Source organism: Streptococcus sp. 2022WUSS083, from assembly GCF_044427155.1.
In the GTDB taxonomy this organism is placed as follows: domain Bacteria; phylum Bacillota; class Bacilli; order Lactobacillales; family Streptococcaceae; genus Streptococcus; species Streptococcus hashimotonensis.
The window spans coordinates 84,425-109,630 of record NZ_JAOTGK010000006.1; the positions used below are offsets into that span (position 1 = coordinate 84,425).

A 25,206-nucleotide genomic window follows, 5' to 3' on the forward strand; every position below is an offset into this window, starting at 1 on the left:
TAATTAAATTGTTCTTTTATTTCTTTTTTTACTTAAACCAGCCAAGCCAAGTAGACCGATTCCGATATACAACATGATATTTTCAGTTTCTCCTGTAACAGGTAACGTGTTGTACTCAACTGCAACCTTAGCAGGCTCAGTTTGAGGTGCAACTACAGGAGCTGGAACAGGAACAGAGCTGGCAACCTGAGTAGTTGTAAGAGGAACAGTAACCACAGGAGTATCAACCTTAGCGTCAACCTTATCTAGCAATTCTTTTGGAATTTCAAGAGCTGGTAACTCATGGTAAGCAGGCTCACCTTTAGAAGTGATTGGGAGAAGTGACCTCAAGTAAGTAAGATTTGCCTCAGCTCGACCTAAAGCAACCTTCAAGTTAGCCAAACGAGTTTCAGCAACCTCCAAGTCAGCCTTAGCTTGAGCCAACAATGTACCTGCATTGCGTGCATTGTTCAACTTAGCTTTCAACTCATCACGTACTTTGACCGCTTCAGCGTAGGTAGAGCGTGCTTTGTCCAAGATACCCTGAGCTGTAGCCAGCTTACCTTGAAAATGTGCAAGTGTAACCTTCTCAGAGTCCAAACGAGCCACAGCCTGAGCCTGAGTAACCTCAGCGTTCTCAAGTGTCTTTTGAGCTGTCGCCAAAGTTTGTTTAGCTTCTACTTCTTTTGCTTTCAAGTTATTGTAAGTAGCTTGAACCTCAACCAGTTTTTGACGGCTTGCATTCAAGCGAGCTGTTGCCTCCGCAAGAGTACGTTCAGCATCTGCAAGGTTAGAGGTGCCTGATTTCAAACGGTCAAGTTCAGCTTTAGCAGAGTTGTAAGCAAACTGTGCATTTTGCAACTCAAACTCAACAGCAGTAACTTTTTGACTCGCAGTACCTTGTTGAGCCAAAGCTGTGTTGTAAGCTGTTTTAGCATTTGCTAGGGCTGTTGCACGTGTGTCAGTTGCAGATGATGGGGCTGTGCGAACGTTTGTGTCTTGGAGTTTTGCCATCTCCACACCTTCAGTGAAAATGAAGTGAATCTTACGTGAACTGTACGGGTCACCTACAAACTTAGTTACACCTACAGTAGTGTAATCTAAATTAGCCCTCATCATCCAACTTGCGTGTCCCCAACGAGCATGGTCGTCAACGTATAACATCAACATAGCTTGACTAAAGATATCACGCTTGAGCGTAGCCATAGTTTCTACACCTTCATTACCTCCTGCGTAGCCAATATTATCAATAATAGTACGTACACCGAATTCTTTAGCTACCTAACGTTGAGTCGTAAGGTCATGTCCCATTAGGCGAGTATTAGTTCGAGAGTCAAGAACAGATGCCATTTCAACCATCTTATCTGAAGTTTTAAACTCAGATACCCCAAAAGCTTCACGAACAGGCTTCACGACAGCTAGGAAGTAATCATTTAACTCACTACGCTGAGCATCTGTCAAATTACCAATCTCAACTCGACGAGAGTTGTCGTAGTCTGAGTACTTCAAAATCCAGTCAGTATCTTGAAACTTAACAAGTTGACCGTCAAGAACGTTCATAGAGGTTACACCGACTTGCTTGTAAGCCTCAGCACCCAACTCTTTCAAGCGATTTGAAAGCTCTGTACTGCGACTACCGCCTGCAATATACGCTTTAAGAGTGTTTAAATACTCGGCAGAAATAGGAATAGTCAACTGAGTTTCTTCGCCTGTAGCTTGAGCAGTCAAAGCATCCAAGGTAGACTTAGTTTCAGTGACTTTATTTGTTGCAGTAACCAACTCAGACTTAGCTGTGGCAAGAGCTTGAGATTTAGTATCTACAGTAGACTTAGCCTCAGCAACGATACCCTCTTGAGTAGCAAGAGCTTGAGCTTTGTCTTGCTCGGCAACCTTAATAGTATCAACCTGAGCAGTTGCAACCTCAACGGCTTTCTCATCAGCTACAACAGTAGCTTGAGCTTGAGTAAGTGTTTCGTCAATGTTTTTCAAACCGTCAACATTAGCTTGAGCATCAGTTACAGCTTTCTCTGCATTCACAACAGTCGTATTTGCAACCTCAACTGCCTTTTCAGCCTCGGAAACGATACCCTCTTGAGTAGCCACAACCTCTTGAGCTGGAGTAACTGACTGTTCGGCAGTAGCCACATTAGTTTCTGCTTGAACAACTGTTTCTTCAGCCTTAACTGTAGCTGTTTCCAATTCAGCAACGACCTCTGGCGCCACAGCAGACAAATCTTCCACCTGAGTAGAAACCTGAGCAACGACATCTTCTTGAACTGTCACTTGGTTTGTAAGCTCAGTAACCTGAACTTGAGCCGTGTCAACATCAGCTTGAGTTACCTCAACAGGTTGAGCAACATCTTCTGAAACTACAACAGACTCAGTAGTCGTAGCAACTTCTTGAGTAGCAACCTCTTCAGCCGAAACTGCTGAACCAAAAATAACCGAGGTAGCAAGCGTTGAAACCACTGCACCTGTGCGAAGTTTACGGATAGAACCGTAGGACTTCATTGTATTATCAAATTTCTTCATAAAACCTCCATATGCAATAAACTAATCTTTTAAGGTTATTTTACCACATTTTTTAGTCTCTAACAACTAAAATAGATGATTAAAAACCTTTTAAGAAGTTTCTTCTTTACTATAAACCTTGTAAGATAATTATTAACGAGGTATTCAAGATGGAAAATGCGAGTTTGAGACAATATATTGGTAAGAGAATACGCCATTTACGACTAGAAAAAGGTTGGACACAAGACGAATTAGAAGAAAAAGCCGACCTTGGAATGAATTACGCTTATAAGATAGAACAACTAGCCACAAATATTAAAATTGATACGTTTGAAAGAATTTTAGAGGCTCTTGAAACAGATATTGAACACTTTTTTGATATCAGCATCAAGGAAAATAGCCCTGAACTCTCACAATTATTAGATTCACTATCAGAACTGCCAAAAGATAAACAGGAAAAAAGTATAAAAGCTTTTCAAAGTTTATTGGAACAGATGAAGTAATATAGTAAAAAGCATGATACACAATAATTATTGTTAGTACCATGCTTTTTTATTTATCAAAAATAATAAAATAAAGCTACCTACATCAGTATTTTACTTGCTGAAGGAATCGATATTTGGACACTTTCAAAAATCGTAGGTCATAAGGACACAAAGCAGATTATAGAAACTTACTCTCATCTTATTAAGGAAAAAGAGGAGGAAGAAACTGAAAAAATTAGGAAAATCATGTCATCTACCAATTGACCAAGTTTTGACCAAATTTCCCTTTTGTATGATTATTCATGCCAATTTTTCACTATTTTTTCATTCTTATCCAAGATGCAATAGAAGTTGAAATATTTGTAAGTTCATTGACCAAGTTTTGACCAAAACAGCAAAAAACCTTGATTTCTCAAGGTTTCCTATGCTTTATTTACTCCGCCAACAGGGCTCGAACCTGTGACATCATGATTAACAGTCATGCGCTCTACCAACTGAGCTATGGCGGAAGAAATAGTCCGTACGGGATTCGAACCCGTGTTACCGCCGTGAAAAGGCGGTGTCTTAACCCCTTGACCAACGGACCATTTTTAGAACAATAACTAGTATAATACATGTGACTTTGTTTGTCAATACATTTTTTGATTTTTTATTGTATTGACAGAGTGCTTTGTTTAATGTAAAATAAAATGGTTAAGGTTCCATAGCTCAGCTGGATAGAGCATTCGCCTTCTAAGCGAACGGTCGCAGGTTCGAATCCTGCTGGAATCATTTAGACCTACCTCGAGTAGGTCTTTTTTCTTGCCATAATTCATAATTAATATATAAAACTGGCAAAATCAGACCAATAAGGGCATATTCTTCAAATTGGAAGGATAGGTGAGTAGATATGATGACACCTAGCATAAACCCTATAATGGTCAATAAGATGTTCCTACCTGTTTTTCTAAGTTCTGAATCTTTTTCAATAAGTCCTTTAAACCAGAGATAAGCAGCATTTTTGACATTCCCTGTCATCATCACATTGGCATACGGAGCACCTCGTAACCTTCTAAATGTTTCTACTTGAATAGAGGCTACGAAGGCTAGACTAGCAATTGTAAAAGACGCAGGCATAATAGGTGAGAGAATGATAGTTAGTAAAATAAGAACTAACATCATTACACTACTACCAAAGTGCCAAGACCATGTTTGTTTTTCAAAATACCTTCTTGCTAAGTAGGTAAAAAATTGTCCGAATACAAAAAATAAAATGGGAATGGAAAAATTAACTACCTGCGCAAAGTTACCTTTAGCTAAAAAATAAGCTAGGGAAATAACATTTCCAGATTGTACGCCAGCAAAGCGACCACCCTGAGTCACAAAAGTAAAGGCATTTAAATAACCACTGATAAACGTTAATGAACAAGCGATTCTCAATCCCTCAAAAACACGATACTCTTTTTGATTCATTTTCACTCCTTGTTTCACGTGAAACTACTTATGATATGGGCTTCCCTGCTGAATCATAAATGCTCGATAAATCTGCTCGATGAGAACTAATTTCATTAGTTGATGGGGAAGTGTCAACTGTCCAAAACTCATCAACAAATTAGCTCTTTTTTTAATACAAGAATCGAGACCCAAGCTACCACCAATGATAAAAGTTATATCTGAATACCCATTTACTGCAATGTCAGATATCTTTTGACTAAATTCTTCCGATGGAAATTGTTTGCCTTCTATCGCTAAGGCAATGACAAAATCTCGCTCTCCAATTTTAGACATAATTCTATCGGCTTCTTTTTTTAATATTTGTTCATTCTCTGCCTGACTGGCTTTATCTGGTGTTTTTTCATCAGGAAGCTCAATCATATCTAACTTAGCAAATCGTCCCAATCGTTTACTATATTCTGCAATACCTTCTTTGAGGTACTTTTCTTTCAATTTTCCAACGGTAATCAATTTTATTTTCATAAAATAATTGTAACATATCCACAAGCATACGACAGAAAATATTTTTAGAAAATCAGGATATGGCTACAGTTTTTCACATAATTCACAGAGTTATCCACAGGTTGTGGATTGATTTTTGAAAACTTTAAGCTATAATTAAGAAAGCAAGAGTAATCTTAAGGAAAATTAAAGAAATGGAAAGGATTCCTTATATGAAAAAATATTTGAAATTTGCGATTCTATTTGTAATTGGATTTTTTGGGGGTCTTATCGGGGCCTTATCAGCCTCTTTCTTCCAACCACAGGTTCAACAAGCAAATTCTACTATCACTAGTGTCAGCAATGTTCAATACAATAATGAAACTTCCACCACAAAAGCTGTAGAGAAAGTACAAAATGCTGTTGTGTCTGTTATTAATTACCAAAAATCAGCCAACAATAGTCTTGGTGCTATCTTTGGAAATATTGAATCATCTGACGAACTAGCTGTTGCTGGAGAGGGGTCTGGGGTTATCTATAAAAAAGATGGTCAATATGCCTATGTTGTGACAAATACGCATGTCATTAATAACGCAGAAAAGATTGATATTCTTTTAGCATCTGGAGAAAAAATCAGCGGTGAACTCGTTGGTTCCGATACCTATTCTGATATAGCTGTTATAAAAATATCAGCAGATAAAGTCACTGCTGTTGCTGAATTTGCTGATTCCGATACAATTAAAGTTGGAGAAACTGCTATCGCAATTGGTAGTCCTCTAGGTAGCGTCTACGCCAATACAGTTACTCAAGGTATTATCTCTAGCCTAAGTCGGACAGTTACTTCACAATCAGAAGATGGTCAAACAATCTCAACCAACGCTATTCAAACCGATACAGCTATCAACCCTGGAAACTCTGGAGGACCATTGATTAATATCCAAGGACAAGTTATTGGTATCACCTCTAGCAAAATCACCTCAAGTTCTGTAAGTAGCTCAGGTGTGGCTGTGGAAGGGATGGGATTTGCTATTCCTGCAAATGATGCCGTAGCTATTATCAATCAACTTGAGAAAGCTGGAAAAGTTAGCCGACCTGCTCTTGGAGTTCATATGGTTAACTTGACGACCTTGTCAACTAGTCAATTGGAAAAAGCTGGATTATCAAATACGGAATTAACATCCGGTGTCGTAATTGTCTCTACACAAAGTGGACTACCTGCAGATGGAAAATTAGAAACTTTTGATGTCATTACTGAGATTGACGGAGAAACTATTCAAAATAAGAGTGATCTCCAAAGCGCTCTCTACAAACATCAAATTGGAGACACAATCACTGTAACTTATTACCGCAATAATCAGAAACAAACTGTTGACATTAAGTTGACACATTCTACAGAAGAACTTAGTGAATAATTGACAAATGAGGCTTTACACAATTGTAAAGTCTCGTTTTTTTTGCTAGAATAAGGATATATGGAAGAATTACGTACACTAAATATTTCAGAAATCCATCCCAATCCCTATCAGCCAAGAATTCATTTTGATGAAAAGGAGCTACTTGAGCTCGCTCAATCCATTAAGGAAAATGGCTTAATTCAACCGATTATTGTAAGAAAATCTTCTATTATCGGATACGAATTATTAGCTGGAGAAAGAAGGTTGCGAGCCAGTCAATTAGCTGGACTGACTACAATACCAGCAGTGGTAAAGGAACTAACTGATGATGATTTACTCTATCAGGCTATCATAGAGAATCTGCAGCGTTCTAACTTAAATCCGATAGAAGAAGCAGCCTCTTATCAAAAATTGATTAGTAGAGGGTTAACGCATGATGAAGTTGCTCAAATCATGGGAAAATCAAGACCATATATCAGTAATTTATTGCGCCTACTAAATCTATCATCTCAGACTAAACAAGCTGTAGAAGAAGGACAAATTTCACAAGGGCACGCGCGACAATTGGTGTCATTTTCAGAAGAAAAGCAAGCCGAATGGGTTCAACTCATTTTATCAAAGGATTTAAGTGTGCGTACGCTTGAAAAATTAATAGCTGCAAATAAGAAAAAACACACTAAGCTTAAACAACGCGACCAATTTTTAAAAGAACAGGAAGATTCACTCAGTAAAACTCTTGGAACAGCTACAAAAATTATCAAGAAGAAAAACGGGAGCGGAGAAATTCGGATTAGCTTTAATGATCTCGATGAATTCGAAAGAATTATCAACAATTTTAAATAGACTTGTTTACAATTTATTTTTATAAACACTCTTTTCCACACTAAAATCATTACAAAAAGTCAGGACCAGCAAAGGTTCTGGCTTTTATTCACATCTTGTGGAAAACTTTTCTTAACAGTGTGGATTTTTAAAATTATCTGTGGAAAACTTTTGTTTTTTATGGTACACTATTCTAACGAATATAATGTGAAAGGGGGAAAATATGAACCAAGAACAACTTTTTTGGCAACGATTTATTGAATTGGCAAAGGTAAATTTTAAGCCATCTATTTATGATTTTTATGTCGCTGATGCAAAATTACTCGGAATCAACCAGCAAGTTGCTAATATTTTCTTAAATCGTCCATTTAAAAAAGATTTCTGGGAAAAAAACTTCGAAGAGTTAATGATTGCCGCTAGTTTTGAAATCTACGGAGAGCCTCTTGCCATCCAATATCAATTTACAGAGGATGAACAGGAGATTAAGAACACTACGAACGCAAGAAGTTCAGTGGTTCACCAGGTACAGACACCTGAATCGGCTACTCCTCAAGAAACTTTTAAACCGGTTCATTCTGATATAAAATCCCAGTACACCTTTGCTAATTTTGTACAAGGAGACAATAATCATTGGGCAAAGGCTGCAGCTTTAGCTGTATCTGATAACCTAGGTGAGCTCTACAATCCATTATTCATTTTTGGTGGTCCTGGTCTTGGAAAAACTCATATTTTAAATGCGATTGGAAATAAGGTTCTAGCCGATAATCCCCAGGCAAGAATAAAATATGTCTCATCAGAAACATTCATCAATGAATTTTTAGAACACCTCCGTCTCAATGATATGGAAAGTTTCAAAAAAACCTATCGTAATCTGGACTTACTTCTAATTGATGACATTCAGTCTCTCCGTAATAAAGCAACAACACAGGAAGAATTTTTCCATACTTTTAATGCGCTTCATGAAAAAAATAAGCAGATTGTACTCACAAGCGACCGTAATCCCGATCACTTAGACAATTTGGAAGAAAGACTAGTAACACGTTTCAAATGGGGATTAACCAGTGAAATCACTCCACCTGATTTTGAAACACGTATCGCAATTTTACGTAACAAGTGCGAGAACCTGCCTTACAACTTTACAAATGAGACGCTATCCTATCTAGCTGGGCAATTTGATTCGAACGTACGTGACCTTGAAGGTGCCTTAAAAGATATCCATTTGATAGCCACTATGCGTCAACTGTCTGAGATAAGTGTCGAGGTTGCTGCTGAAGCTATTCGATCAAGAAAACAAGCAAATCCACAAAATATGGTTATTCCTATTGAGAAAATCCAAACCGAAGTGGGAAATTTCTACGGTGTCAGCTTGAAAGAATTAAAGGGTTCTAAGCGTGTTCAACATATCGTTCACGCGCGACAAGTTGCTATGTTTTTAGCACGTGAAATGACAGACAATTCCCTTCCAAAAATTGGGAAAGAATTTGGTAATCGAGACCATACAACCGTTATGCATGCATACAATAAAATAAAAACTCTCCTCTTTGATGATGAGAATTTAGAAATAGAGATTACCAGTATAAAAAATAAACTTCGTTAACCTGTGTATAACTTTTTAAAAAAACTCTGTTTTTTCCACAAGTTGTGAACAAGTTAATTTCCGCAGTTTTATTGGTCTTTCATCACTTTTCCACAGAATACACAGAGACTACTATTACTATTAACCTTATAGATAATAAATAAAGGAGAATCCATGATTCAATTTTCTATTAATAAAAATATATTTCTACAAGCACTTAGTATTACTAAACGGGCAATCAGTACAAAAAATGCTATTCCAATTCTTTCAACAGTAAAAATTACAGTAACTAGTGAAGGAATCACTTTAACTGGTTCAAATGGACAAATCTCGATTGAACATTTTATTTCTATTCAAGATGAAAATGCAGGACTTTTGATCAGTTCTCCAGGCTCCATTCTCTTAGAAGCTGGTTTCTTTATTAATGTCGTATCCAGCATGCCGGATTTAGTCCTTGACTTCAATGAAATTGAACAAAAGCAAATCGTTTTGACAAGTGGTAAGTCTGAAATCACATTAAAGGGAAAAGAAGCAGAACAGTATCCTCGTTTACAGGAAGTTCCAACTTCAAAACCATTGGTGTTAGAAACCAAAGTATTAAAACAAACAATTAATGAAACAGCATTTGCAGCTTCTACACAAGAAAGTCGTCCTATTCTTACGGGTGTTCATTTTGTTTTAACAGAAAATAAAAATCTAAAAACTGTTGCAACAGATTCACACCGTATGAGCCAACGGAAATTGGTCCTTGATACATCTGGTGATGATTTTAATGTTGTCATTCCAAGTCGTTCTCTCCGTGAATTTACTGCAGTTTTTACAGATGATATTGAAACAGTAGAAGTCTTCTTTTCAAATAATCAAATCCTTTTTAGAAGCGAGCATATTAGCTTCTATACACGCTTATTAGAAGGTACCTACCCTGATACAGACCGCTTAATTCCAACTGAGTTTAAAACAACTGCAATTTTTGATACTGCAAATCTTCGTCACTCGATGGAGCGTGCTCGTCTTCTTTCAAATGCAACCCAAAATGGTACAGTAAAACTAGAAATTGCTAATAATGTTGTATCGGCTCATGTAAATTCTCCAGAAGTTGGACGTGTGAATGAGGAATTAGATACTGTAGAAGTATCAGGTGAAGACTTAGTAATCAGCTTTAACCCAACTTACTTGATAGAAGCATTGAAAGCCACAACTAGTGAACAAGTGAAAATTAGCTTTATCTCTTCTGTCCGTCCATTTACATTGATTCCAAATAATGAAGGGGAAGATTTTATTCAATTGGTTACACCAGTTCGTACCAACTAAATAATATTAAGAACGGCTAAACTAGCCGTTTTTATGTTATACTAAAAAATAGCACTTAGCTTATTTTTATATATTTAGTGATGGGGAATAAATGACGTTATATATATTAGCTAATCCTAATGCTGGTAGCCATACTGCTGAACATATCATATTCAAAATAAAAGAAAGTTATCCACAGCTTGCAGTTAACATTTTTATGACAGTTGGTCCTGAGGATGAAAAAAGTCAAATAGAGGCTATTTTAAAGGAGTTTGTCAGTAGTGAGGACCAATTAATGATTTTAGGTGGAGACGGCACACTGTCTAAAGCTTTGCGTTTTTGGCCAGCTAGTCTATCGTTTGCTTATTATCCAACAGGATCTGGAAATGATTTTGCTAAGGCAATGAATATAACATCGCTATATAGAAGTGTAGATGCCATTTTAGAGGGAAAAACAAGTCGGATATATGTTTTAAACAGTTCATACGGAACGGTTGTAAACAGTATGGATTTTGGCTTTGCAGCTCAAGTTATCAATGGTTCAACGAATTCAATTTTGAAAAAAATTCTGAACAAGGTAAAACTTGGGAAGTTAACTTATCTATTCTTTGGTATTAAAACATTATTTTCAAAACAAGCTATAAACTTAGAATTAACCCTTGATGAAAAATCTTATCAGTTAGATAATCTCTTTTTTATTTCTGTAGCAAATAGTCTTTATTTTGGTGGAGGAATCATGATATGGCCAACAGCAAGTGCTAAAAAGAAGGAAGTAGATATTGTTTACTTCAAAAATGGAAATTTCTACCAACGTCTACAATCATTGTTAGCCTTATTAACGAAGAGGCATGAATCTTCTCACACAATTCAGCATTTGACAGGGGTAGATGTAGTTTTAAAATCAAAAGAAAAATTATTATTGCAAATAGATGGAGAGACATGCACTGCAAATGAGGTAACGTTAACCTATCAGGAAAGAAGTATGTATCTTTAAGGAGGAAGTATGTATCAATTAGGATCATTTGTCGAAATGAAAAAGCCTCATGCCTGTGTCATCAAATCGACCGGCAAGAAGGCCAATAAGTGGGAGGTTATCCGTCTAGGAGCGGATATTAAAATCCGCTGTACCAACTGTGACCATGTAGTCATGATGAGCCGGCATGATTTTGAACGAAAAATGAAACAAGTTCTGCCAAGTGAAGCCTAGTTGACAGTTTGCAACTGCTGGTTGCGATTTTTTTCCTAAAAATTGCTAGTCAACTGTTCTTTTCTACACTATAATAGACTTAGAAAAAAGAGGAGGAAATGATCATGAATCAGTTAGCACAGCAAATTCGAGTTTTACGCACAGCCAAGAACCTATCCCAAGATGAGTTGGCAGAGAAACTCTATATTTCCCGTCAGGCTGTTTCCAAGTGGGAAAATGGAGTTTCCCAAAGTTAAAGATACCACATCAATCCCACGCGGACTTTTGCTCAACCGATACAGCCGGAGGGCTGGATAACAAGAAAAGGCGGTATGCGCCCCGTGGAGGGGTAGCGTACCGCCTTTTCTTGTGGGGGTTTCCAAAGGGGGCAACGCCCCCATTTGGCACACGACTTTGCGAAGCAAAGTGTAGTGTGTTATACGCTCTGCCGGCGTTGCCGTGAAAATGCCGTTGCCGCCGGGGAGGGCAAGGGCATTTGAAGCGGCAGGAAAACAGGGCTGTGCTTGCGTGGCGTGGAGCCGCAAGCGCAGGTCTGGACTCATCAGCAGACAGGGCGTATATGAAAGCCCCAGTTCCTCGTCCTACGCTCCAACTTGTGGACAAAGTGTCCCGAAGTTGTGGCCACACTCCCGGAAAAGTAGCAGGACAACGGGCAACCGTCAAGGCTGAAATGAACGGGTTTACACCCGGCCTTGACCTCCGCCCGCTGTCCCGCTGGATGGGTGGACAAGGCGGCCAATCCCTCAAAGTGCTTGGCCGCTCTCTTTCTGATTTTGAGGTATTCAGTTTTTCAAAATTGAATAATCAAAATAAATTTTTTCGATTGAAAAAATTTTATTTGTTATCATCTTCAATGCCATATTTTTTCTTTTGCCGAATCACATAATTACTGATTTTTTCATCATATAGTGGATACTGGTAATCCAACTGGCATGCCACTTCTGACGAAACCTCCCGGAACAATGCCATACATTGTTCAAAGGATTCCCACATATGGGGATAGGAATCCATATTATAAGTGGACATAAGTCGTTCCCACAATTCCTCTGGGACATATTGCTTCATAAATTTATAGTTTTTTCCCAAACTGAAATGAAATCCCTGTTTGATACCAATCAGCCAGGAAATCATGCGAAGCAATTCTTTTCGTACTATATCATTCATATGGTCAATAGCAAAAAGAATTTCTTTGCGGCATAAGCCCTTTACTACATATGTTGTAGTATTCCAAAATTCATTACAGCAATCGTCAAACATTCTTTGAGTAGGCTTCTGCAAGTGGTAGTCTATATCCGTTGGTATTGGCGGCTTTACGATACGGTTGTCTTTATCCAACAGTAACTTTACCAGTTTATCCCATGTAAAATACTCGTCTATCAGTTCCAGCGGCAGCAAAGTTAAATCTATCTTAACATCATCAGTAAACAGCATTAAATATGAAAATCCCTTTTCTACAGCTGGAAATAATTCCATATCTTCCGGCTTTTGCAGAATCAACCTTTCACCAAATATATCTAGCCATTTATCATCACTTGTGAAGCTGTCCATATCCGTAACAAAAAAAGTAATATCAAAATCCTGAAAATCATCAGGCGGAATATTTGTATTTGTTCTAGATCCTTCCAAAGTAACCATGCGAATGCGTTTGTCTGTTTTTGCAAAATTCAAAACAATATCATAAACTTCCTTTTCTGATCTCATTTTTATCTCCTCCAATTATTGAAATAGGTGTGAAGCCATTTTAGGGCTTTCCCGCCTTGATTACCCTTTAGCAAAGACGGGCGGGACTGTCAACGGCGGCGCATGAAATGCGCCGTTCATCTTGACCGTTGACTGGCTCGGCTGGCTTTGCTATCTTCCTGACAAATGGGAATGTCTAAGATAGTAAAGACGTCCCACATGCAACTCTTTCTTTTATTGCGGAAACCGTATCTTTAATTGTGAATGTAGTTGTGTCTATGACATTTGATTCATATACTCCCAAACCGGAAAATTGCTCCCACATTGTTTCCACTAATTCAATATTTGTTTTTCTATCTAATTTTGAGCGTTCCACAGCTCGCTTCATAGTTTCTTTTTTACTCGCTCTTAATACAATATAGTGTACCTCGTAATCTTCTTGGGCAAGAGCTTTCCATGGCTCCAAAAACCATGGCCCGACAATCCCATCTACAATTACATCATATCCGCCACGAGCATATCGCTTTGCAGCTTCTAAAAAGGCTTCAATGACAACCAGATTTTGCTCGTTGGATTCTGGCAAATGTGGTGGTATTGCGCCTTTGCTTAAGTAATGAAAAAAGTCATCGGTGTGCATATGCACTGATTTATCCATATCTGATTCCTTTGCGACCATTGACGCAGTTGTTGTTTTTCCTGTCCCCGGTGAGCCTGTAATCACAATAATTCTTCCTTGATTCATCTGTATTTTCCCTCACAATTCAAATTTATCACTTTGTTCCTGCCTGCTCAATCATCTTCTTCGCAAACTGCTGGAACATTTCAACAGTTTCTTTATCCATCGGTGTAAGCTGTCCGATCTGTCCAGCTATCATCGCCGTTACATCGTCAATGGAAAGTGGTTTTTGTTTCTGTTCCGCCAGTGCGTCCCGCATGGCTTGGAACATAGCGGCGGTCACAGCTTCTCCCGGCTGTTCCCCGTTGTCAATGTCTTTCTTAATGTCCCGCAGGATAGCCAGGAACACATTTTTGATTTTTTCAATCTCCGCTTCATGTTCCCCTATCTTTTGGGCGTTCAAAAGCTGTAAATCCTGCTTCGCTTCTGCCCGGTGTTCCGGGTGTTCTTTCATCAGGTCGGACAGGGAAGCCGTTGCCATCTCGATAAGCTGGTTTCTTGCTGTTATGCCCTTTGCCGCCGTATCCTGAAAATAAATCCGTATCAAATCTATCAGCTTAGGAAAATTCCTGTGTTCCAACAGGCGGTTGAGGATTTGCACATCAACAGCACCCGTCACAAGCCCCCTCACGGCTCCCTCGGACAAGCCTAATTCAGAAATATCGTAGCTTTTACGAACGCTCACGGTAGACAAGCCCAGTATGTAGTCTGTCGATACCTTAAATTCCTTTGCCACACCTATGAGAATATCACTGCTGACCGTTCTTGTTTCGCCGCTGACAATGCGGCTCAACTGGGAAGCGGAAACGCCTATCTTCTCCGCAAGTTCCTTTTGTGTGATGTGGTTCCCGTTGCATAAATCGGAAATCCGCTGTCCGGGCGTTCCGGGTAAAGCCATAGATACGCACCTCCTCCGCATACTTCCATTATACAGAATGATTGCAAAAATGCAATTTCCAAAGTGTAAACTTCATCAAAATGCAATTCTCGCAATATTCCGGGAATTGCATTTTTTTCGTGTAGACTTAGGGTAGTTCATCGATGGACGGCACCTTGAAAACAGAATGACCGTCCGAAAAGGAATACCCCGGCTGGGGAAGCACCGCAAGGAGTCGGACTTCGGGACAAAATGTCCCGAAGTTGCGAGGAGCGTGCCAACGCCGGAACACGCCGCAGGAATGGGGCAGGAAACCTTTTCGGGGAGAACGGCAACGGAAAGCAAAATGGAGGGAACGCATGAGAGATAACCCCTATAAAGACTTGCCGCCGCTGGAACGCAGGCCGGACGGTTCCCTTTACCGCATGACCCCGGCGCAGAGAAAACAGGCGGCCAGCCTGATACGCCGGGAGTGCTGTTGCTGTGAGGACGGCAACTGCATTGTCCTTGACGATGGGGACACCTGCACCTGTCCGCAGACGATTTCTTTCTCGGTCTGCTGTAAGTGGTTCCGCTGGGCGGTCTTGCCGCTGGACGGGACGCTGGAAGCGGAGATTTTCCGGGATAAGGACTTGAAACGCTGTGAGGTCTGCGGCGGTGTGTTCGTCCCCAAATCCAACCGGGCAAAATACTGCCCCGGCTGTGCCGCCAGAGTTCACAGGCGGCAGAAAACAGAAAGTGAACGGAAAAGGAGGTCTGCTGTGGACAGTTAGGAGCGAAAAAAGCCTTGATTTATCAGGCTTCGCAAGCCCCAAACCGGGGCTGGTGGTATAAAGTATCGCCCGCCCCGGAAAACGGGCTTCTAACCGTCCACAAAACGCACTATGACAAATACCATCTATATCCATCAGCCGGAAAAGGCGTTCAGCTTCACCCGGCTCCCGAATTTCCTCTTTGAAGCCCCCACATTCAAGCCCTTGTCCAACGAGGCAAAGGTTCTGTACGCCTTTATCCTGCGCCGGACAGAGTTATCCCGCAAGAATGGGTGGGCGGATGATTGCGGACGGATTTATCTGTACTATCCCATCTGCGAGGTGGTTGACCTGCTCCACTGTGGGCGGCAGAAAGCGGTAAACACCCTGCGGGAACTGCAATACGCCGGGCTGGTGGAGATCCAGAAGCAGGGCTGTGGAAAACCCAACCGCATTTTCCCAAAATCCTATGAAGCGGTTCCAAACACCGACTTCAAGAAATCCGGTTCTGGTACGCCGGAGGGCTGAAAACCGTACTTATGAAGTGAGGAAATCACTCCCCGGAAGTACGAAAACCGGACGGTATATAGAAATACAAAGATTAAAAAGATTTATTTATATTCTATCCATTCCAATCCTATCCGAGCTAATTTCTGCGGGATTTTCCCTGTGGAAAACCCCGGATAGGAAAGGAATGGGGAAAGGAGCAGAATGGCACAACACGCAATTTTGCGGTTTGAGAAGCACAAGGGCAACCCGGCAAGGCCGCTGGAAGCCCATCACGAAAGACAGAAAGAACAATACGCCAGCAACCCCGACATTGACACAAGCCGGAGCAAGTACAACTTTCATATCGTCAAGCCAGAGGGCAGGTACTATCATTTCATTCAAAACCGCATTGAACAGGCCGGGTGCCGAACCCGCAAGGACAGCACACGGTTTGTCGATACGCTGGTAACTGCCAGCCCGGAGTTTTTCAAGGGGAAATCCCCAAAGGAGATACAGGCGTTTTTCCAGAGGGCGGCGGACTTCCTCATTGGCTGGGTAGGACGGGAAAATATCGTGTCGGCGGTGGTACACATGGACGAGAAAACGCCCCACCTGCATTTGACCTTTGTTCCGCTGACAAAGGACAACCGCCTGTGTGCAAAGGAGATTATCGGCAACCGGGCAAACCTGACGAAGTGGCAGGACGATTTTCACGCCTATATGGTGGAGAAATATCCTGACTTGGAGCGTGGGGAGAGCGCCAGCAGGACAGGCCGGAAGCATATCCCCACCCGGCTTTTCAAACAGGCGGTTTCCCTCTCCCGGCAGGCAAGAGCCATTGAAGCCACACTGGACGGCATTAACCCGCTGAACGCCGGAAAGAAAAAAGAGGAAGCCCTCTCCATGCTGAAAAAGTGGTTCCCGCAGATGGAGAATTTCTCCGGGCAGTTGAAAAAGTACAAGGTCACAATCAATGACCTGCTGGCGGAGAATGAGAAGTTGGAAGCAAGGGCAAAGGCCAGCGAAAAAGGAAAGATGAAAGATACGATGGAACGGGCAAAGCTGAAAAGCGAACTGGACAATTTACAGCGGCTGGTTGACCGTATCCCGCCGGATATACTGGCGGAACTGAAACGTCAGCAGCGGCACACGGTAAAGGAAAGGTGATAGATATAAGCAGAAATTTTCGCCGCCTCTGTGCGGCATTGTACCTTGAAAACTGAATATGGAGGACACTGGATGGCAAAAAGTGAAAGCGATATTTTTACACCCCGAACAGGGCAGGTTATACAAGCAGAGAACGGCACGCAGTATTTTGTATGTGGGAACAACCGTATAAAAATCTCCGAACACTTCGCCGCAGGCGGGAAGCCCCTCGGTGATCTGATTGTAGATGTGGTGCGGCATACCGCAGAAAAAGCCGCTTCAACCTGATAGCCCATCATTGATAACACGCCCACGCTTATGATATAATTGCCATAGAGCAAAAGTATTGTAAGCGTGGGTTGTTTCTTTAGAAGGAGGATTTTTACGGTGAAACAACCTTACAATACTACGATTTACAACACGGCGCTTTATATGAGATTGAGCCGGGACGATGAACTGCAAGGAGAAAGCGGGAGTATTCAGACACAACGCATGATGCTCCGGCAATATGCCGCCGAGCATGGCCTGAATGTCATAGATGAATATATCGACGATGGATGGTCTGGAACGAACTTTGACAGGCCGGATTTTCAGAGAATGATTGATGACATTGAGGACGGGAAAATCAACTGCGTTGTTACGAAGGATTTATCCCGCTTAGGCAGAAACTACATTCTGACCGGCCAGTACACGGAAATCTACTTTCCCAGCAAAGGCGTCCGCTATATCGCTGTCAATGACAATGTGGACACCATCAACGGAGAGAATGAGCTTGCCCCATTCCTCAACATTCTGAATGAAATGCACGCCCGCCAGACCAGCAAAAAGGTAAAGGCGGCCATGCGGACACGGTTCGCAAATGGCGCACACTATGGAGCCTATGCTCCGCTTGGCTATGTCAAAGACCCAGATAAGAAAGGCCATCTTCTGATTGACCCGGAAACAAGGTGGATTATCGAAAAGATTTTTGACCTTGCCGTTCATGGCCGGGGAGCCGCCAGCATTACACGGATTTTGGTCGAAGAAAAAGTACCTACTCCCGGCTGGCTGAATTTCCAGAGATACGGCACTTTCGCAAATATCTATGCCGGAGCGCCGGAGGAAAAAGCCTATGCGTGGACGATAGCGCAGGTGAAAAGTATTCTGAAAGAGGAAACCTATATCGGACACAGCGTCCACAATAAGCAGACCAACATTTCATTCAAAAACAAGAAGAAAGTACGCAAGCCAAAAGAGGAATGGTATCGTGTGGAGAACACCCACGAAGCGATTATTTCCGAAGATGTGTTCCGTCAAGTACAGGAGCAGATTTGCAACAGGCGCAGACGGCAGAAGAACGGCACAACACAGATATTTTCCGGGCTGGTAAAATGTGCGGACTGCGGCTGGTCGCTGGCCTATGGTATGAACAGCCAGAACAAAAATCCCTATGCCCACTACCATTGTAGCAAGTACGGGCAAGGATTGCACCAGTGTTCCATGCACTATATCCGCTATGATGTGCTTTACGCCTATGTCCTTTCCCGTCTGCAATACTGGTCTGTGCTGGCACAGCAGGATGGGGACAAACTTCTGAAACGGCTACTTAACGCCAGCGACAAGGAACGCAATACTGCAAGGAAGCGGCAGACAGCCGAACTGAAAAAGGCGGAAAAGCGCAAAGCAGAAGTAGACACCCTGTTTGCAAAAATGTATGAGGACTGGTCTGCCGGACGCATTACAGAATACAATTTCAATATGCTGTCCGAAAAGTATCAGGGCGAACAGCGAGAATTGGACGTAAAAATTGAACGGCTTCACGAAGCGATGGAGACCGCCGCCCAGACAGCGGTTGACGCTGAAAAGTGGATAGGTCTGATGAAACAGTATGTCAATCCCACAGAATTGACGGCTGAACTTCTGAATACGCTGATTGAAAAAATCCTTGTCCATGAAGCGGTCAAAAGTGAGGACGGAAGCCGGGAACAGGAAGTGGAAATCTTCTACCGCTTTATCGGCAAAATCGAATGACACATCTTGAGATACCCAACAATATCTTTAACTAAGGGAAACGGGCGAAGCAACGCCAGATATTGACAAACTGGTTCAGCTGGCAGAAATCTTTGGTGTCAGTCTGGACTATCTGGTTTTAGGGAAAGAACCCGAGAAGGAAATTGTGGTGGAACAACGAGGAAAAATGAATGGTTGGGAATTCTTGAACGAAGAATCCAAACGACCTCTTACGAGAGGAGATGTTGTCGTTCTTATTTTTCTTGCAGTTATGCTTTTAGGTGGATTATTTATTCAGCATTATTTTTAACGAAGCTTGCCAAACAGCAAGCTTTTTCTCTACTTTTCTGCTATAATAGTCATGATTGAATTTTTAATTGGAGAGTAAAAAAAACATGGCTTTAACAGCAGGAATCGTCGGTTTGCCAAACGTTGGTAAATCAACCCTATTTAACGCAATTACCAAGGCAGGAGCAGAGGCAGCCAACTACCCTTTCGCGACTATTGATCCAAACGTCGGTATGGTGGAAGTGCCCGATGAGCGTTTGCAGAAATTGACAGAACTCATCACCCCTAAAAAGACAGTCCCAACGACTTTTGAATTTACTGATATTGCCGGTATCGTAAAAGGTGCTTCTAAAGGTGAAGGACTTGGAAATAAATTCTTGGCCAACATCCGCGAGGTTGATGCCATTGTCCACGTGGTGCGTGCCTTTGACGATGAAAATGTCATGCGTGAACAAGGTCGTGAAGACGCTTTTGTCGACCCAATCGCAGATATTGATACCATTAACCTAGAATTGATTTTGGCGGACCTAGAGAGCATCAACAAGCGTTATGCGCGTGTAGAAAAAATGGCACGTACGCAAAAAGACAAGGATTCTGTGGCAGAATTTGCAGTCCTTGAAAAAATCAAACCTGTCCTAGAAGACGGAAAATCTGCTCGTACAGTTGACTTCACAGATGAAGAACAAAAAATCGTTAAGCAACTCTTCCTCTTGACCACTAAACCAGTCCTCTATGTTGCCAACGTCGATGAAGACAAGGTAGCAGATCCTGAGTCTATCAGTTATGTTCAGCAAATCCGTGACTTTGCGGCAACAGAAAATGCAGAAGTGGTGGTGATTTCTGCGCGTGCTGAAGAAGAAATTTCAGAACTCGACGATGAAGACAAGGGAGAGTTTTTGGAAGCTCTCGGATTAACAGAATCTGGCGTGGACAAATTAACACGTGCAGCCTACCACTTGCTTGGTCTAGGCACCTACTTTACAGCAGGGGAGAAGGAGGTTCGTGCTTGGACCTTCAAACGTGGTATGAAAGCTCCTCAGTGTGCAGGCATTATCCATTCAGACTTCGAAAAAGGTTTTATCCGTGCCGTCACCATGTCCTATGATGATTTGATTCAATATGGCTCTGAGAAGGCTGTTAAAGAAGCAGGACGCCTCCGTGAAGAAGGAAAAGAGTACGTTGTTCAAGATGGGGACATCATGGAGTTCCGCTTTAACGTCTAATAGAAAATTAGGTTGGAAAGCATTTTCCAGCCTTTTGGTATGTAAGGAGAAAAAATGACACGATTGATCATCGGTCTGGGAAATCCCGGAGACCGCTATTTTGAAACCAAGCACAATGTCGGCTTTATGCTGCTGGATAAGATTGCTAAACGTGAAAATGTGACCTTTAGTCACGATAAGATTTTCCAAGCAGACATTGCTACAACCTTTATTGATGGTGAAAAAATTTACCTGGTCAAACCAACGACCTTCATGAACGAATCAGGTAAGGCTGTCCATGCCTTGATGGCCTATTATGGATTGGATGAGACCGATATTCTGGTGGCTTATGATGATTTGGACATGGCTGTTGGGAAAATCCGTTTCCGTCAAAAAGGCTCAGCAGGTGGCCACAATGGCATCAAATCCATTGTCAAGCATATTGGAACGCAGGAATTTGACCGTATTAAGATTGGTATTGGGCGTCCTAAAGGAAAAATGAGCGTTGTAAACCATGTCTTGTCTGGTTTTGATATAGAGGACCGTATTGAAATCGACTTAGCACTAGATAAACTTGACAAGGCTGTCAACGTATATCTCGAAGAAGATGATTTTGATACAGTAATGAGAAAGTTTAACGGATAATGAATATACTCGATTTACTTCACAAGAACAAGCAAATCAATCAGTGGCAGTCTGGCTTAAACAAGTCAACCCGCCAACTATTATTAGGACTCACTGGAACCAGTAAGTCATTAATCATGGCGACTGCCTATGATAGTATGGCTGAGAAAATAATGATTGTGACTGCTACTCAAAATGATGCTGAGAAATTAGTTGCAGATTTAACAGCCATCGTTGGAAGTGAGAATGTTTACAACTTTTTTACAGATGATAGTCCTATTGCCGAGTTTGTTTTTGCGTCAAAAGAACGGACTCAATCAAGGATTGACAGTTTAAATTTCTTGACAGATTCTACTAGTTCAGGAATTTTAGTTGTTAGTATGGCTGCTTGTCGGGTCTTATTGCCGAGTCCTGAGACTTATAAAGGTTCTAAAATAAAGCTTGAAGTTGGTCAAGAAATAGAAGTTGACAAACTTGTAAAGAAACTTGTCAATACAGGCTACAAAAAGGTGTCCAGAGTTTTAACTCAGGGAGAATTTAGCCAACGAGGGGATATTCTAGATATTTTTGATATGCAAGCGGCATCTCCCTGCCGTTTAGAATTCTTTGGAGATGAAATTGATGGCATCCGTATTTTTGATGTAGATAGTCAAAAGTCTTTAGAGAATCTCGAACAAATCAGTTTGTCACCAGCATCAGATATTATTTTATCGTCTACTGACTATGAGCGGGCTAGTCAGAAAATCCAAATCTCTATTGACCAATCTAGAAGTGGGGAGCAGCAGTCTTATTTACGAGAAGTCGTGGCAGATATGCAAACGGAATATCGTCATCCCGATTTACGAAAATTTCTATCATTTTTATATGAACAATCTTGGACATTGTTGGATTATTTGCCAAAGGGTTCTCCCTTATTTTTAGATGATTTTCATAAAATTGCTGACAAGCAGGCTCAATTTGAAAAAGAATCAGCAGAGTTATTGACAGATGATTTACAAAAGGGAAAATCAGTGTCAAGTTTGCACTATTTTGCATCTACCTATTCGGAGTTAAGAAAATACAAACCTGCCACTTTCTTTTCAAGTTTTCAAAAAGGTTTAGGTAATGTAAAGTTTGATGCTCTCTATCAATTCACACAGTATCCTATGCAGGAATTTTTCCACCAGATTCCACTGCTAAAAGATGAATTGACTCGGTATGCGAAGTCAAACAATACCGTTGTTATTCAAGCGAGTTCTGATGTAAGTTTACAGACTTTACAGAAAACTTTACAAGAGTATGATATCCATCTTCCAGTACATGCAGCAGATAAGTTAGTAGAAGGTCAGCAACAGGTTACGATTGGTCAGTTAGCTTCAGGTTTTCATTTGATGGATGAGAAACTAGTTTTCATCACTGAAAAAGAGATTTTCAATAAGAAAATGAAGCGTAAGACACGTAGAACCAATATTTCTAACGCTGAACGTATTAAGGACTATAGTGAATTAGCAGTTGGTGACTATGTCGTTCACCATGTTCATGGTATCGGTCAATACTTAGGAATTGAGACTATTGAAATTTCAGGCATTCATCGTGATTATTTAACGGTTCAATATCAAAACTCTGATCGCATTTCTATTCCTGTAGAACAAATTGATCTTCTCTCCAAATACTTAGCGTCTGATGGGAAAGCTCCAAAAGTTAATAAACTAAACGATGGTCGGTTCCAACGAACCAAGCAAAAAGTTCAGAAGCAAGTGGAGGATATTGCAGATGATTTGATTAAGCTTTATGCGGAGCGTAGTCAACTGAAAGGCTTTGCCTTTTCACCAGATGATGAGAATCAGGTTGAGTTTGACAACTACTTTACACATGTGGAAACCGACGACCAACTTCGTTCCATTGATGAAATCAAACAAGATATGGAAAAGGACTCTCCAATGGATCGTTTGCTGGTAGGGGATGTCGGCTTTGGTAAGACAGAGGTAGCTATGCGCGCTGCTTTCAAAGCTGTCAATGATGGCAAGCAAGTAGCTATTCTTGTTCCTACGACTGTTTTAGCCCAGCAACACTACGCTAATTTCCAAGAACGGTTTGCAGAATTTCCTGTTAATGTTGATGTTATGAGTCGTTTTAAAACAAAGGCAGAGCAGGAAAAAACACTTGAGAAGTTGAAAAAAGGCCAAGTTGACATCTTGATTGGTACCCATCGCCTCCTATCAAAAGATGTTGTTTTTGCTGATTTAGGTTTACTGGTTATTGACGAAGAGCAACGGTTTGGTGTCAAGCATAAGGAACGCTTGAAGGAACTGAAAAAGAAAATAGATGTCCTAACCCTAACTGCAACTCCAATTCCTCGGACATTGCAAATGTCCATGTTGGGAATCCGTGACTTATCAGTAATTGAGACTCCACCGACAAATCGCTATCCTGTACAAACTTATGTGATGGAAACAAATCCTTCCGTTATTCGAGATGCAATGCTTCGTGAGATAGATCGCGGAGGTCAGGTTTACTATCTTTACAATAAAGTTGACACTATTGAACAGAAAGTGTCTGAATTAAAAGACTTGGTTCCAGAAGCTACTATAGGATACGTCCATGGACAAATGTCGGAAATCCAATTAGAAAATACTCTCTATGCCTTTGTAGAGGGTGAGTATGATATTCTAGTGACCACAACAATCATCGAAACAGGTGTTGATATTCCAAATGCTAATACACTGTTTATTGAAAATGCCGATCATATGGGGCTGTCAACTCTCTATCAACTTCGAGGACGTGTTGGCCGTTCCAGTCGGATTGCCTATGCCTATCTCATGTACCGTCCAGACAAGTCCCTGACAGAAGTAGCTGAAAAACGTTTAGAGGCAATCAAGGGCTTTACAGAACTAGGATCAGGTTTCAAGATTGCTATGCAAGATTTGTCTATCCGTGGAGCTGGAAATATTTTAGGCGCTGCCCAGTCAGGATTTATTGATTCTGTAGGGTATGAATTGTATTCACAATTGCTAGAACAAGCCATTTTAGAAAAACAAGGCAAGGCGTCTCAGCGTCAGAAAAGCAACACTGAGGTCAACCTACAGATTGACGCCTATCTACCAAGTGACTATATTGCTGATCAGCGACAAAAAATTGAAATTTACAAGCGTATAAAGAATATTGACAGTCGTGTCAACTATCAAGAATTACAAGAAGAATTGATAGACCGTTTTGGAGAGTATCCTGATGTAGTAGCCTACTTACTGGAAATCGGTCTATTGAAGTCATTTTTAGACCAAGTTTTCTGTCATACAGTTCTTAGACGACAACATCAAGTGACAGTAACATTCGAACCTATGGCTGGTCAAATTTTCCTAACGCAAGATTACTTTGAAGCTTTATCTGTGACAAATTTGAAAGCTCAGATAACGGAAAATAAAGGAAAACTAGCTGTTGTGTTTAACATTCAACAGAAAAAAGAATATGAAATATTAGAGGAATTGATTTCTTTTGCCGAAAAATTAAAAGAAATTAAAGCAAGGAAGGCAGAATAAATTTCTCAAATACCTTGAAAAATGGTAAAATAATGAACTGAGGTAAAGTATGAGACTAGATAAATATTTGAAAGTATCCCGCATTATTAAGCGTCGAACAGTTGCGAAGGAAGTTGCCGATAAAGGACGAATAAAAGTCAATGGGATTTTGGCGAAATCTTCAACAGATTTAAAAGTAAATGATCAGGTTGAAATCCAATTTGGTAATAAACTACTCACTGTAAAAGTACTTGAAATGAAAGATTCGACTAAAAAAGAAGACGCACTGAAAATGTATGAAATTATCAGTGAAAAAAGGATAGAAAAAGATGAAGAAATCTAAAATTCTACAACTGAATAATGCCTTTATTCAGTCGGAGCGTAAAAAAACTCAGCATCAATTGGCAGAACGCCAACAAAAAAATCGTTTTATGGGTGCAATTCTCATTCTAGTTATCTTTCTTTTTATGTTGCCTGCCTATAATCTTGTTGGGACTTACACTAATATTCAGCAGCAGGAAAAGAAACTTGCTGAATTGGAAAAAAATTACGAAGAACTGACCAAAGAACAGAAGCAGGAAGCAGAGATGGTTGCAAAATTGAAAAATGAGGAATACGCAGCAAAGTATGTTCGGGCTAAGTATCAATACTCTAAAGAAGGGGAATTTGTCTACAATATTCCAGGGTTACCAAAATGACCGAATCTATTTTTAAAATTGTAGAGCAATTTTTACAGCATTCTGATGAAAAATTAGAAGAGTTGAATCAAAAGAATAGAGAATTAAAGTTAGAAGAAAATGAATCGTAGAAA

Annotated in this window: 25 protein-coding genes, 3 tRNA genes and 3 pseudogenes; 21 read left to right on the forward strand and 10 right to left on the reverse strand. The window is 40.7% G+C overall.

All coding sequences use genetic code 11. The features are described 5' to 3' along the window. Window positions 1–3: 3 nt before the first annotated feature. The 3 genes and pseudogenes from ODU41_RS08985 to ODU41_RS08995 all read right to left on the reverse strand — a co-directional run bounded on the left by ODU41_RS08985 (window position 4) and on the right by ODU41_RS08995 (window position 2,511). A complete protein-coding gene (locus ODU41_RS08985; RefSeq protein WP_398578943.1) occupies window positions 4–588 on the reverse strand; it encodes an LPXTG cell wall anchor domain-containing protein in 585 nt (194 codons plus the stop codon). A 63-nt stretch (window positions 589–651) separates the two neighbouring features. Next, a pseudogene (locus tag ODU41_RS08990) lies at window positions 652–1,248 on the reverse strand (SEC10/PgrA surface exclusion domain-containing protein); the annotation flags it as partial. A 12-nt stretch (window positions 1,249–1,260) separates the two neighbouring features. After that, window positions 1,261–2,511 (reverse strand): hypothetical protein, encoded by a 1,251-nt coding sequence (locus ODU41_RS08995; RefSeq protein ID WP_074391310.1) that lies wholly within the window; start codon window positions 2,509–2,511, stop codon window positions 1,261–1,263. 149 nt (window positions 2,512–2,660) lie between these two features. On the opposite strand from ODU41_RS08995, the gene ODU41_RS09000 reads away from it, so the two are divergent. Beyond that, window positions 2,661–2,993 (forward strand): helix-turn-helix domain-containing protein, encoded by a 333-nt coding sequence (locus ODU41_RS09000; RefSeq protein ID WP_024378806.1) that lies wholly within the window; start codon window positions 2,661–2,663, stop codon window positions 2,991–2,993. Between the two features lie 418 nt (window positions 2,994–3,411). On the opposite strand, the gene ODU41_RS09005 is transcribed toward ODU41_RS09000, so the two are convergent. Both ODU41_RS09005 and ODU41_RS09010 read right to left on the reverse strand, forming a co-directional pair. Then, window positions 3,412–3,484, reverse strand: a tRNA-Asn gene (locus ODU41_RS09005). 5 nt (window positions 3,485–3,489) lie between these two features. After that, a tRNA-Glu gene (locus tag ODU41_RS09010) sits at window positions 3,490–3,561 on the reverse strand. A gap of 111 nt (window positions 3,562–3,672) precedes the next feature. Here ODU41_RS09010 and ODU41_RS09015 point away from each other — a divergent pair. Then, window positions 3,673–3,746 (forward strand) — tRNA-Arg (locus ODU41_RS09015). On the opposite strand, the gene ODU41_RS09020 is transcribed toward ODU41_RS09015, so the two are convergent. Beyond that, entirely contained in the window at window positions 3,744–4,427 is a 684-nt protein-coding gene (locus ODU41_RS09020) for a YoaK family protein (protein ID WP_044668909.1), read from the reverse strand. The genes ODU41_RS09015 and ODU41_RS09020 overlap by 3 nt on opposite strands. Before the next feature lie 24 nt (window positions 4,428–4,451). Next, window positions 4,452–4,931 (reverse strand): 23S rRNA (pseudouridine(1915)-N(3))-methyltransferase RlmH, encoded by a 480-nt coding sequence (gene rlmH / locus ODU41_RS09025; RefSeq protein WP_023371894.1) that lies wholly within the window; start codon window positions 4,929–4,931, stop codon window positions 4,452–4,454. 173 nt (window positions 4,932–5,104) lie between these two features. Here rlmH and ODU41_RS09030 point away from each other — a divergent pair, with 173 nt between their 5' ends. From ODU41_RS09030 to ODU41_RS09060, 7 genes and pseudogenes are all read left to right on the forward strand, one after another. Beyond that, window positions 5,105–6,301, forward strand: a complete 1,197-nt coding sequence (locus ODU41_RS09030) for a S1C family serine protease (protein WP_044668907.1) — start codon at window positions 5,105–5,107, stop codon at window positions 6,299–6,301. A 60-nt stretch (window positions 6,302–6,361) separates the two neighbouring features. Beyond that, on the forward strand, window positions 6,362–7,126 hold the full coding sequence (locus ODU41_RS09035; protein WP_014638879.1) for a ParB/RepB/Spo0J family partition protein: 765 nt from the start codon (window positions 6,362–6,364) through the stop codon (window positions 7,124–7,126). A gap of 202 nt (window positions 7,127–7,328) precedes the next feature. Then, complete coding sequence (gene dnaA / locus ODU41_RS09040; protein ID WP_398578938.1) at window positions 7,329–8,702, forward strand: chromosomal replication initiator protein DnaA; 1,374 nt, start codon at window positions 7,329–7,331, stop codon at window positions 8,700–8,702. 153 nt (window positions 8,703–8,855) lie between these two features. Then, a complete protein-coding gene (dnaN, locus tag ODU41_RS09045; protein WP_004194538.1) occupies window positions 8,856–9,992 on the forward strand; it encodes a DNA polymerase III subunit beta in 1,137 nt (378 codons plus the stop codon). Between the two features lie 91 nt (window positions 9,993–10,083). Then, window positions 10,084–10,965, forward strand: coding sequence for a diacylglycerol kinase family protein (locus ODU41_RS09050; protein ID WP_044693494.1), 882 nt, complete (start codon window positions 10,084–10,086; stop codon window positions 10,963–10,965). A gap of 9 nt (window positions 10,966–10,974) precedes the next feature. Next, window positions 10,975–11,178 (forward strand): DUF951 domain-containing protein, encoded by a 204-nt coding sequence (locus tag ODU41_RS09055; protein ID WP_024379529.1) that lies wholly within the window; start codon window positions 10,975–10,977, stop codon window positions 11,176–11,178. Window positions 11,179–11,282: 104 nt separating this feature from the next. Then, window positions 11,283–11,399: pseudogene (locus ODU41_RS09060) on the forward strand (helix-turn-helix domain-containing protein); the annotation flags it as partial. A 613-nt stretch (window positions 11,400–12,012) separates the two neighbouring features. On the opposite strand, the gene ODU41_RS09065 reads toward ODU41_RS09060, so the two are convergent. The 3 genes from ODU41_RS09065 to ODU41_RS09075 form a co-directional block, all read right to left on the reverse strand. Further along, window positions 12,013–12,879 carry an aminoglycoside 6-adenylyltransferase AadE gene (locus ODU41_RS09065; protein ID WP_001255868.1) on the reverse strand — a complete coding sequence of 289 codons (867 nt, stop codon included), beginning with the start codon at window positions 12,877–12,879 and terminating at the stop codon, window positions 12,013–12,015. 175 nt (window positions 12,880–13,054) lie between these two features. Continuing rightward, the gene (locus ODU41_RS09070; RefSeq protein WP_398578939.1) at window positions 13,055–13,600 is read right to left on the reverse strand and encodes an AAA family ATPase; all 546 of its coding nucleotides are present in this window, start codon (window positions 13,598–13,600) and stop codon (window positions 13,055–13,057) included. A gap of 28 nt (window positions 13,601–13,628) precedes the next feature. Then, window positions 13,629–14,432 (reverse strand): helix-turn-helix domain-containing protein, encoded by an 804-nt coding sequence (locus ODU41_RS09075; protein WP_002334816.1) that lies wholly within the window; start codon window positions 14,430–14,432, stop codon window positions 13,629–13,631. 338 nt (window positions 14,433–14,770) lie between these two features. Between ODU41_RS09075 and ODU41_RS09080 the strand changes: the two genes are divergently transcribed. The 12 genes and pseudogenes from ODU41_RS09080 (at window position 14,771) to ODU41_RS09135 (ending at window position 25,203) form a co-directional block, all read left to right on the forward strand. After that, on the forward strand, window positions 14,771–15,184 hold the full coding sequence (locus tag ODU41_RS09080; protein ID WP_002588751.1) for a cysteine-rich VLP domain-containing protein: 414 nt from the start codon (window positions 14,771–14,773) through the stop codon (window positions 15,182–15,184). A gap of 111 nt (window positions 15,185–15,295) precedes the next feature. Then, window positions 15,296–15,691 (forward strand): replication initiator protein A, encoded by a 396-nt coding sequence (locus ODU41_RS09085; RefSeq protein WP_002588752.1) that lies wholly within the window; start codon window positions 15,296–15,298, stop codon window positions 15,689–15,691. Window positions 15,692–15,874: 183 nt separating this feature from the next. After that, on the forward strand, window positions 15,875–16,819 hold the full coding sequence (gene mobV, locus ODU41_RS09090) for a MobV family relaxase (protein ID WP_398578940.1): 945 nt from the start codon (window positions 15,875–15,877) through the stop codon (window positions 16,817–16,819). Window positions 16,820–16,891: 72 nt separating this feature from the next. Next, complete coding sequence (locus tag ODU41_RS09095; protein WP_002334813.1) at window positions 16,892–17,086, forward strand: hypothetical protein; 195 nt, start codon at window positions 16,892–16,894, stop codon at window positions 17,084–17,086. Between the two features lie 144 nt (window positions 17,087–17,230). Further along, a complete protein-coding gene (locus ODU41_RS09100) occupies window positions 17,231–18,808 on the forward strand; it encodes a recombinase family protein (RefSeq protein WP_154410947.1) in 1,578 nt (525 codons plus the stop codon). A gap of 37 nt (window positions 18,809–18,845) precedes the next feature. Continuing rightward, window positions 18,846–19,097: pseudogene (locus tag ODU41_RS09105) on the forward strand (helix-turn-helix domain-containing protein); the annotation flags it as partial. Window positions 19,098–19,182: 85 nt separating this feature from the next. Next, window positions 19,183–20,298, forward strand: coding sequence for a redox-regulated ATPase YchF (ychF, locus tag ODU41_RS09110; RefSeq protein ID WP_014637241.1), 1,116 nt, complete (start codon window positions 19,183–19,185; stop codon window positions 20,296–20,298). Window positions 20,299–20,352: 54 nt separating this feature from the next. Further along, on the forward strand, window positions 20,353–20,922 hold the full coding sequence (gene pth / locus ODU41_RS09115) for an aminoacyl-tRNA hydrolase (RefSeq protein ID WP_044693495.1): 570 nt from the start codon (window positions 20,353–20,355) through the stop codon (window positions 20,920–20,922). Continuing rightward, a complete protein-coding gene (gene mfd / locus ODU41_RS09120; protein WP_398578941.1) occupies window positions 20,922–24,416 on the forward strand; it encodes a transcription-repair coupling factor in 3,495 nt (1,164 codons plus the stop codon). Before pth ends, mfd begins: the two co-directional genes overlap by 1 nt. Before the next feature lie 49 nt (window positions 24,417–24,465). Next, the gene (locus ODU41_RS09125; protein WP_004194330.1) at window positions 24,466–24,738 is read left to right on the forward strand and encodes an RNA-binding S4 domain-containing protein; all 273 of its coding nucleotides are present in this window, start codon (window positions 24,466–24,468) and stop codon (window positions 24,736–24,738) included. Further along, window positions 24,725–25,093, forward strand: coding sequence for a septum formation initiator family protein (locus ODU41_RS09130; RefSeq protein WP_004194327.1), 369 nt, complete (start codon window positions 24,725–24,727; stop codon window positions 25,091–25,093). The genes ODU41_RS09125 and ODU41_RS09130 overlap by 14 nt, the downstream gene beginning before the upstream one ends. Continuing rightward, entirely contained in the window at window positions 25,090–25,203 is a 114-nt protein-coding gene (locus ODU41_RS09135; protein WP_004194325.1) for an SP_0009 family protein, read from the forward strand. Before ODU41_RS09130 ends, ODU41_RS09135 begins: the two co-directional genes overlap by 4 nt. Window positions 25,204–25,206 lie beyond the last annotated feature (3 nt).

What these genes read in the sequence shown, in the direction of transcription:
- ODU41_RS08995 (WP_074391310.1), bottom strand. Translation starts at nt 2,511, where the DNA reads ATGAAGAAATTTGATAATACAATGAAGTCCTACGGTTCTATCCGTAAA.
- ODU41_RS09000 (WP_024378806.1), top strand. Translation starts at nt 2,661, where the DNA reads ATGGAAAATGCGAGTTTGAGACAATATATTGGTAAGAGAATACGCCAT.
- ODU41_RS09020 (WP_044668909.1), bottom strand. Translation starts at nt 4,427, where the DNA reads ATGAATCAAAAAGAGTATCGTGTTTTTGAGGGATTGAGAATCGCTTGT.
- rlmH (WP_023371894.1), bottom strand. Translation starts at nt 4,931, where the DNA reads ATGAAAATAAAATTGATTACCGTTGGAAAATTGAAAGAAAAGTACCTC.
- ODU41_RS09030 (WP_044668907.1), top strand. Translation starts at nt 5,105, where the DNA reads ATGGAAAGGATTCCTTATATGAAAAAATATTTGAAATTTGCGATTCTA.
- ODU41_RS09035 (WP_014638879.1), top strand. Translation starts at nt 6,362, where the DNA reads ATGGAAGAATTACGTACACTAAATATTTCAGAAATCCATCCCAATCCC.
- dnaA (WP_398578938.1), top strand. Translation starts at nt 7,329, where the DNA reads ATGAACCAAGAACAACTTTTTTGGCAACGATTTATTGAATTGGCAAAG.
- dnaN (WP_004194538.1), top strand. Translation starts at nt 8,856, where the DNA reads ATGATTCAATTTTCTATTAATAAAAATATATTTCTACAAGCACTTAGT.
- ODU41_RS09050 (WP_044693494.1), top strand. Translation starts at nt 10,084, where the DNA reads ATGACGTTATATATATTAGCTAATCCTAATGCTGGTAGCCATACTGCT.
- ODU41_RS09055 (WP_024379529.1), top strand. Translation starts at nt 10,975, where the DNA reads ATGTATCAATTAGGATCATTTGTCGAAATGAAAAAGCCTCATGCCTGT.
- ODU41_RS09065 (WP_001255868.1), bottom strand. Translation starts at nt 12,879, where the DNA reads ATGAGATCAGAAAAGGAAGTTTATGATATTGTTTTGAATTTTGCAAAA.
- ODU41_RS09070 (WP_398578939.1), bottom strand. Translation starts at nt 13,600, where the DNA reads ATGAATCAAGGAAGAATTATTGTGATTACAGGCTCACCGGGGACAGGA.
- ODU41_RS09075 (WP_002334816.1), bottom strand. Translation starts at nt 14,432, where the DNA reads ATGGCTTTACCCGGAACGCCCGGACAGCGGATTTCCGATTTATGCAAC.
- ODU41_RS09080 (WP_002588751.1), top strand. Translation starts at nt 14,771, where the DNA reads ATGAGAGATAACCCCTATAAAGACTTGCCGCCGCTGGAACGCAGGCCG.
- ODU41_RS09085 (WP_002588752.1), top strand. Translation starts at nt 15,296, where the DNA reads ATGACAAATACCATCTATATCCATCAGCCGGAAAAGGCGTTCAGCTTC.
- mobV (WP_398578940.1), top strand. Translation starts at nt 15,875, where the DNA reads ATGGCACAACACGCAATTTTGCGGTTTGAGAAGCACAAGGGCAACCCG.
- ODU41_RS09095 (WP_002334813.1), top strand. Translation starts at nt 16,892, where the DNA reads ATGGCAAAAAGTGAAAGCGATATTTTTACACCCCGAACAGGGCAGGTT.
- ODU41_RS09100 (WP_154410947.1), top strand. Translation starts at nt 17,231, where the DNA reads ATGAGATTGAGCCGGGACGATGAACTGCAAGGAGAAAGCGGGAGTATT.
- ychF (WP_014637241.1), top strand. Translation starts at nt 19,183, where the DNA reads ATGGCTTTAACAGCAGGAATCGTCGGTTTGCCAAACGTTGGTAAATCA.
- pth (WP_044693495.1), top strand. Translation starts at nt 20,353, where the DNA reads ATGACACGATTGATCATCGGTCTGGGAAATCCCGGAGACCGCTATTTT.
- mfd (WP_398578941.1), top strand. Translation starts at nt 20,922, where the DNA reads ATGAATATACTCGATTTACTTCACAAGAACAAGCAAATCAATCAGTGG.
- ODU41_RS09125 (WP_004194330.1), top strand. Translation starts at nt 24,466, where the DNA reads ATGAGACTAGATAAATATTTGAAAGTATCCCGCATTATTAAGCGTCGA.
- ODU41_RS09130 (WP_004194327.1), top strand. Translation starts at nt 24,725, where the DNA reads ATGAAGAAATCTAAAATTCTACAACTGAATAATGCCTTTATTCAGTCG.
- ODU41_RS09135 (WP_004194325.1), top strand. Translation starts at nt 25,090, where the DNA reads ATGACCGAATCTATTTTTAAAATTGTAGAGCAATTTTTACAGCATTCT.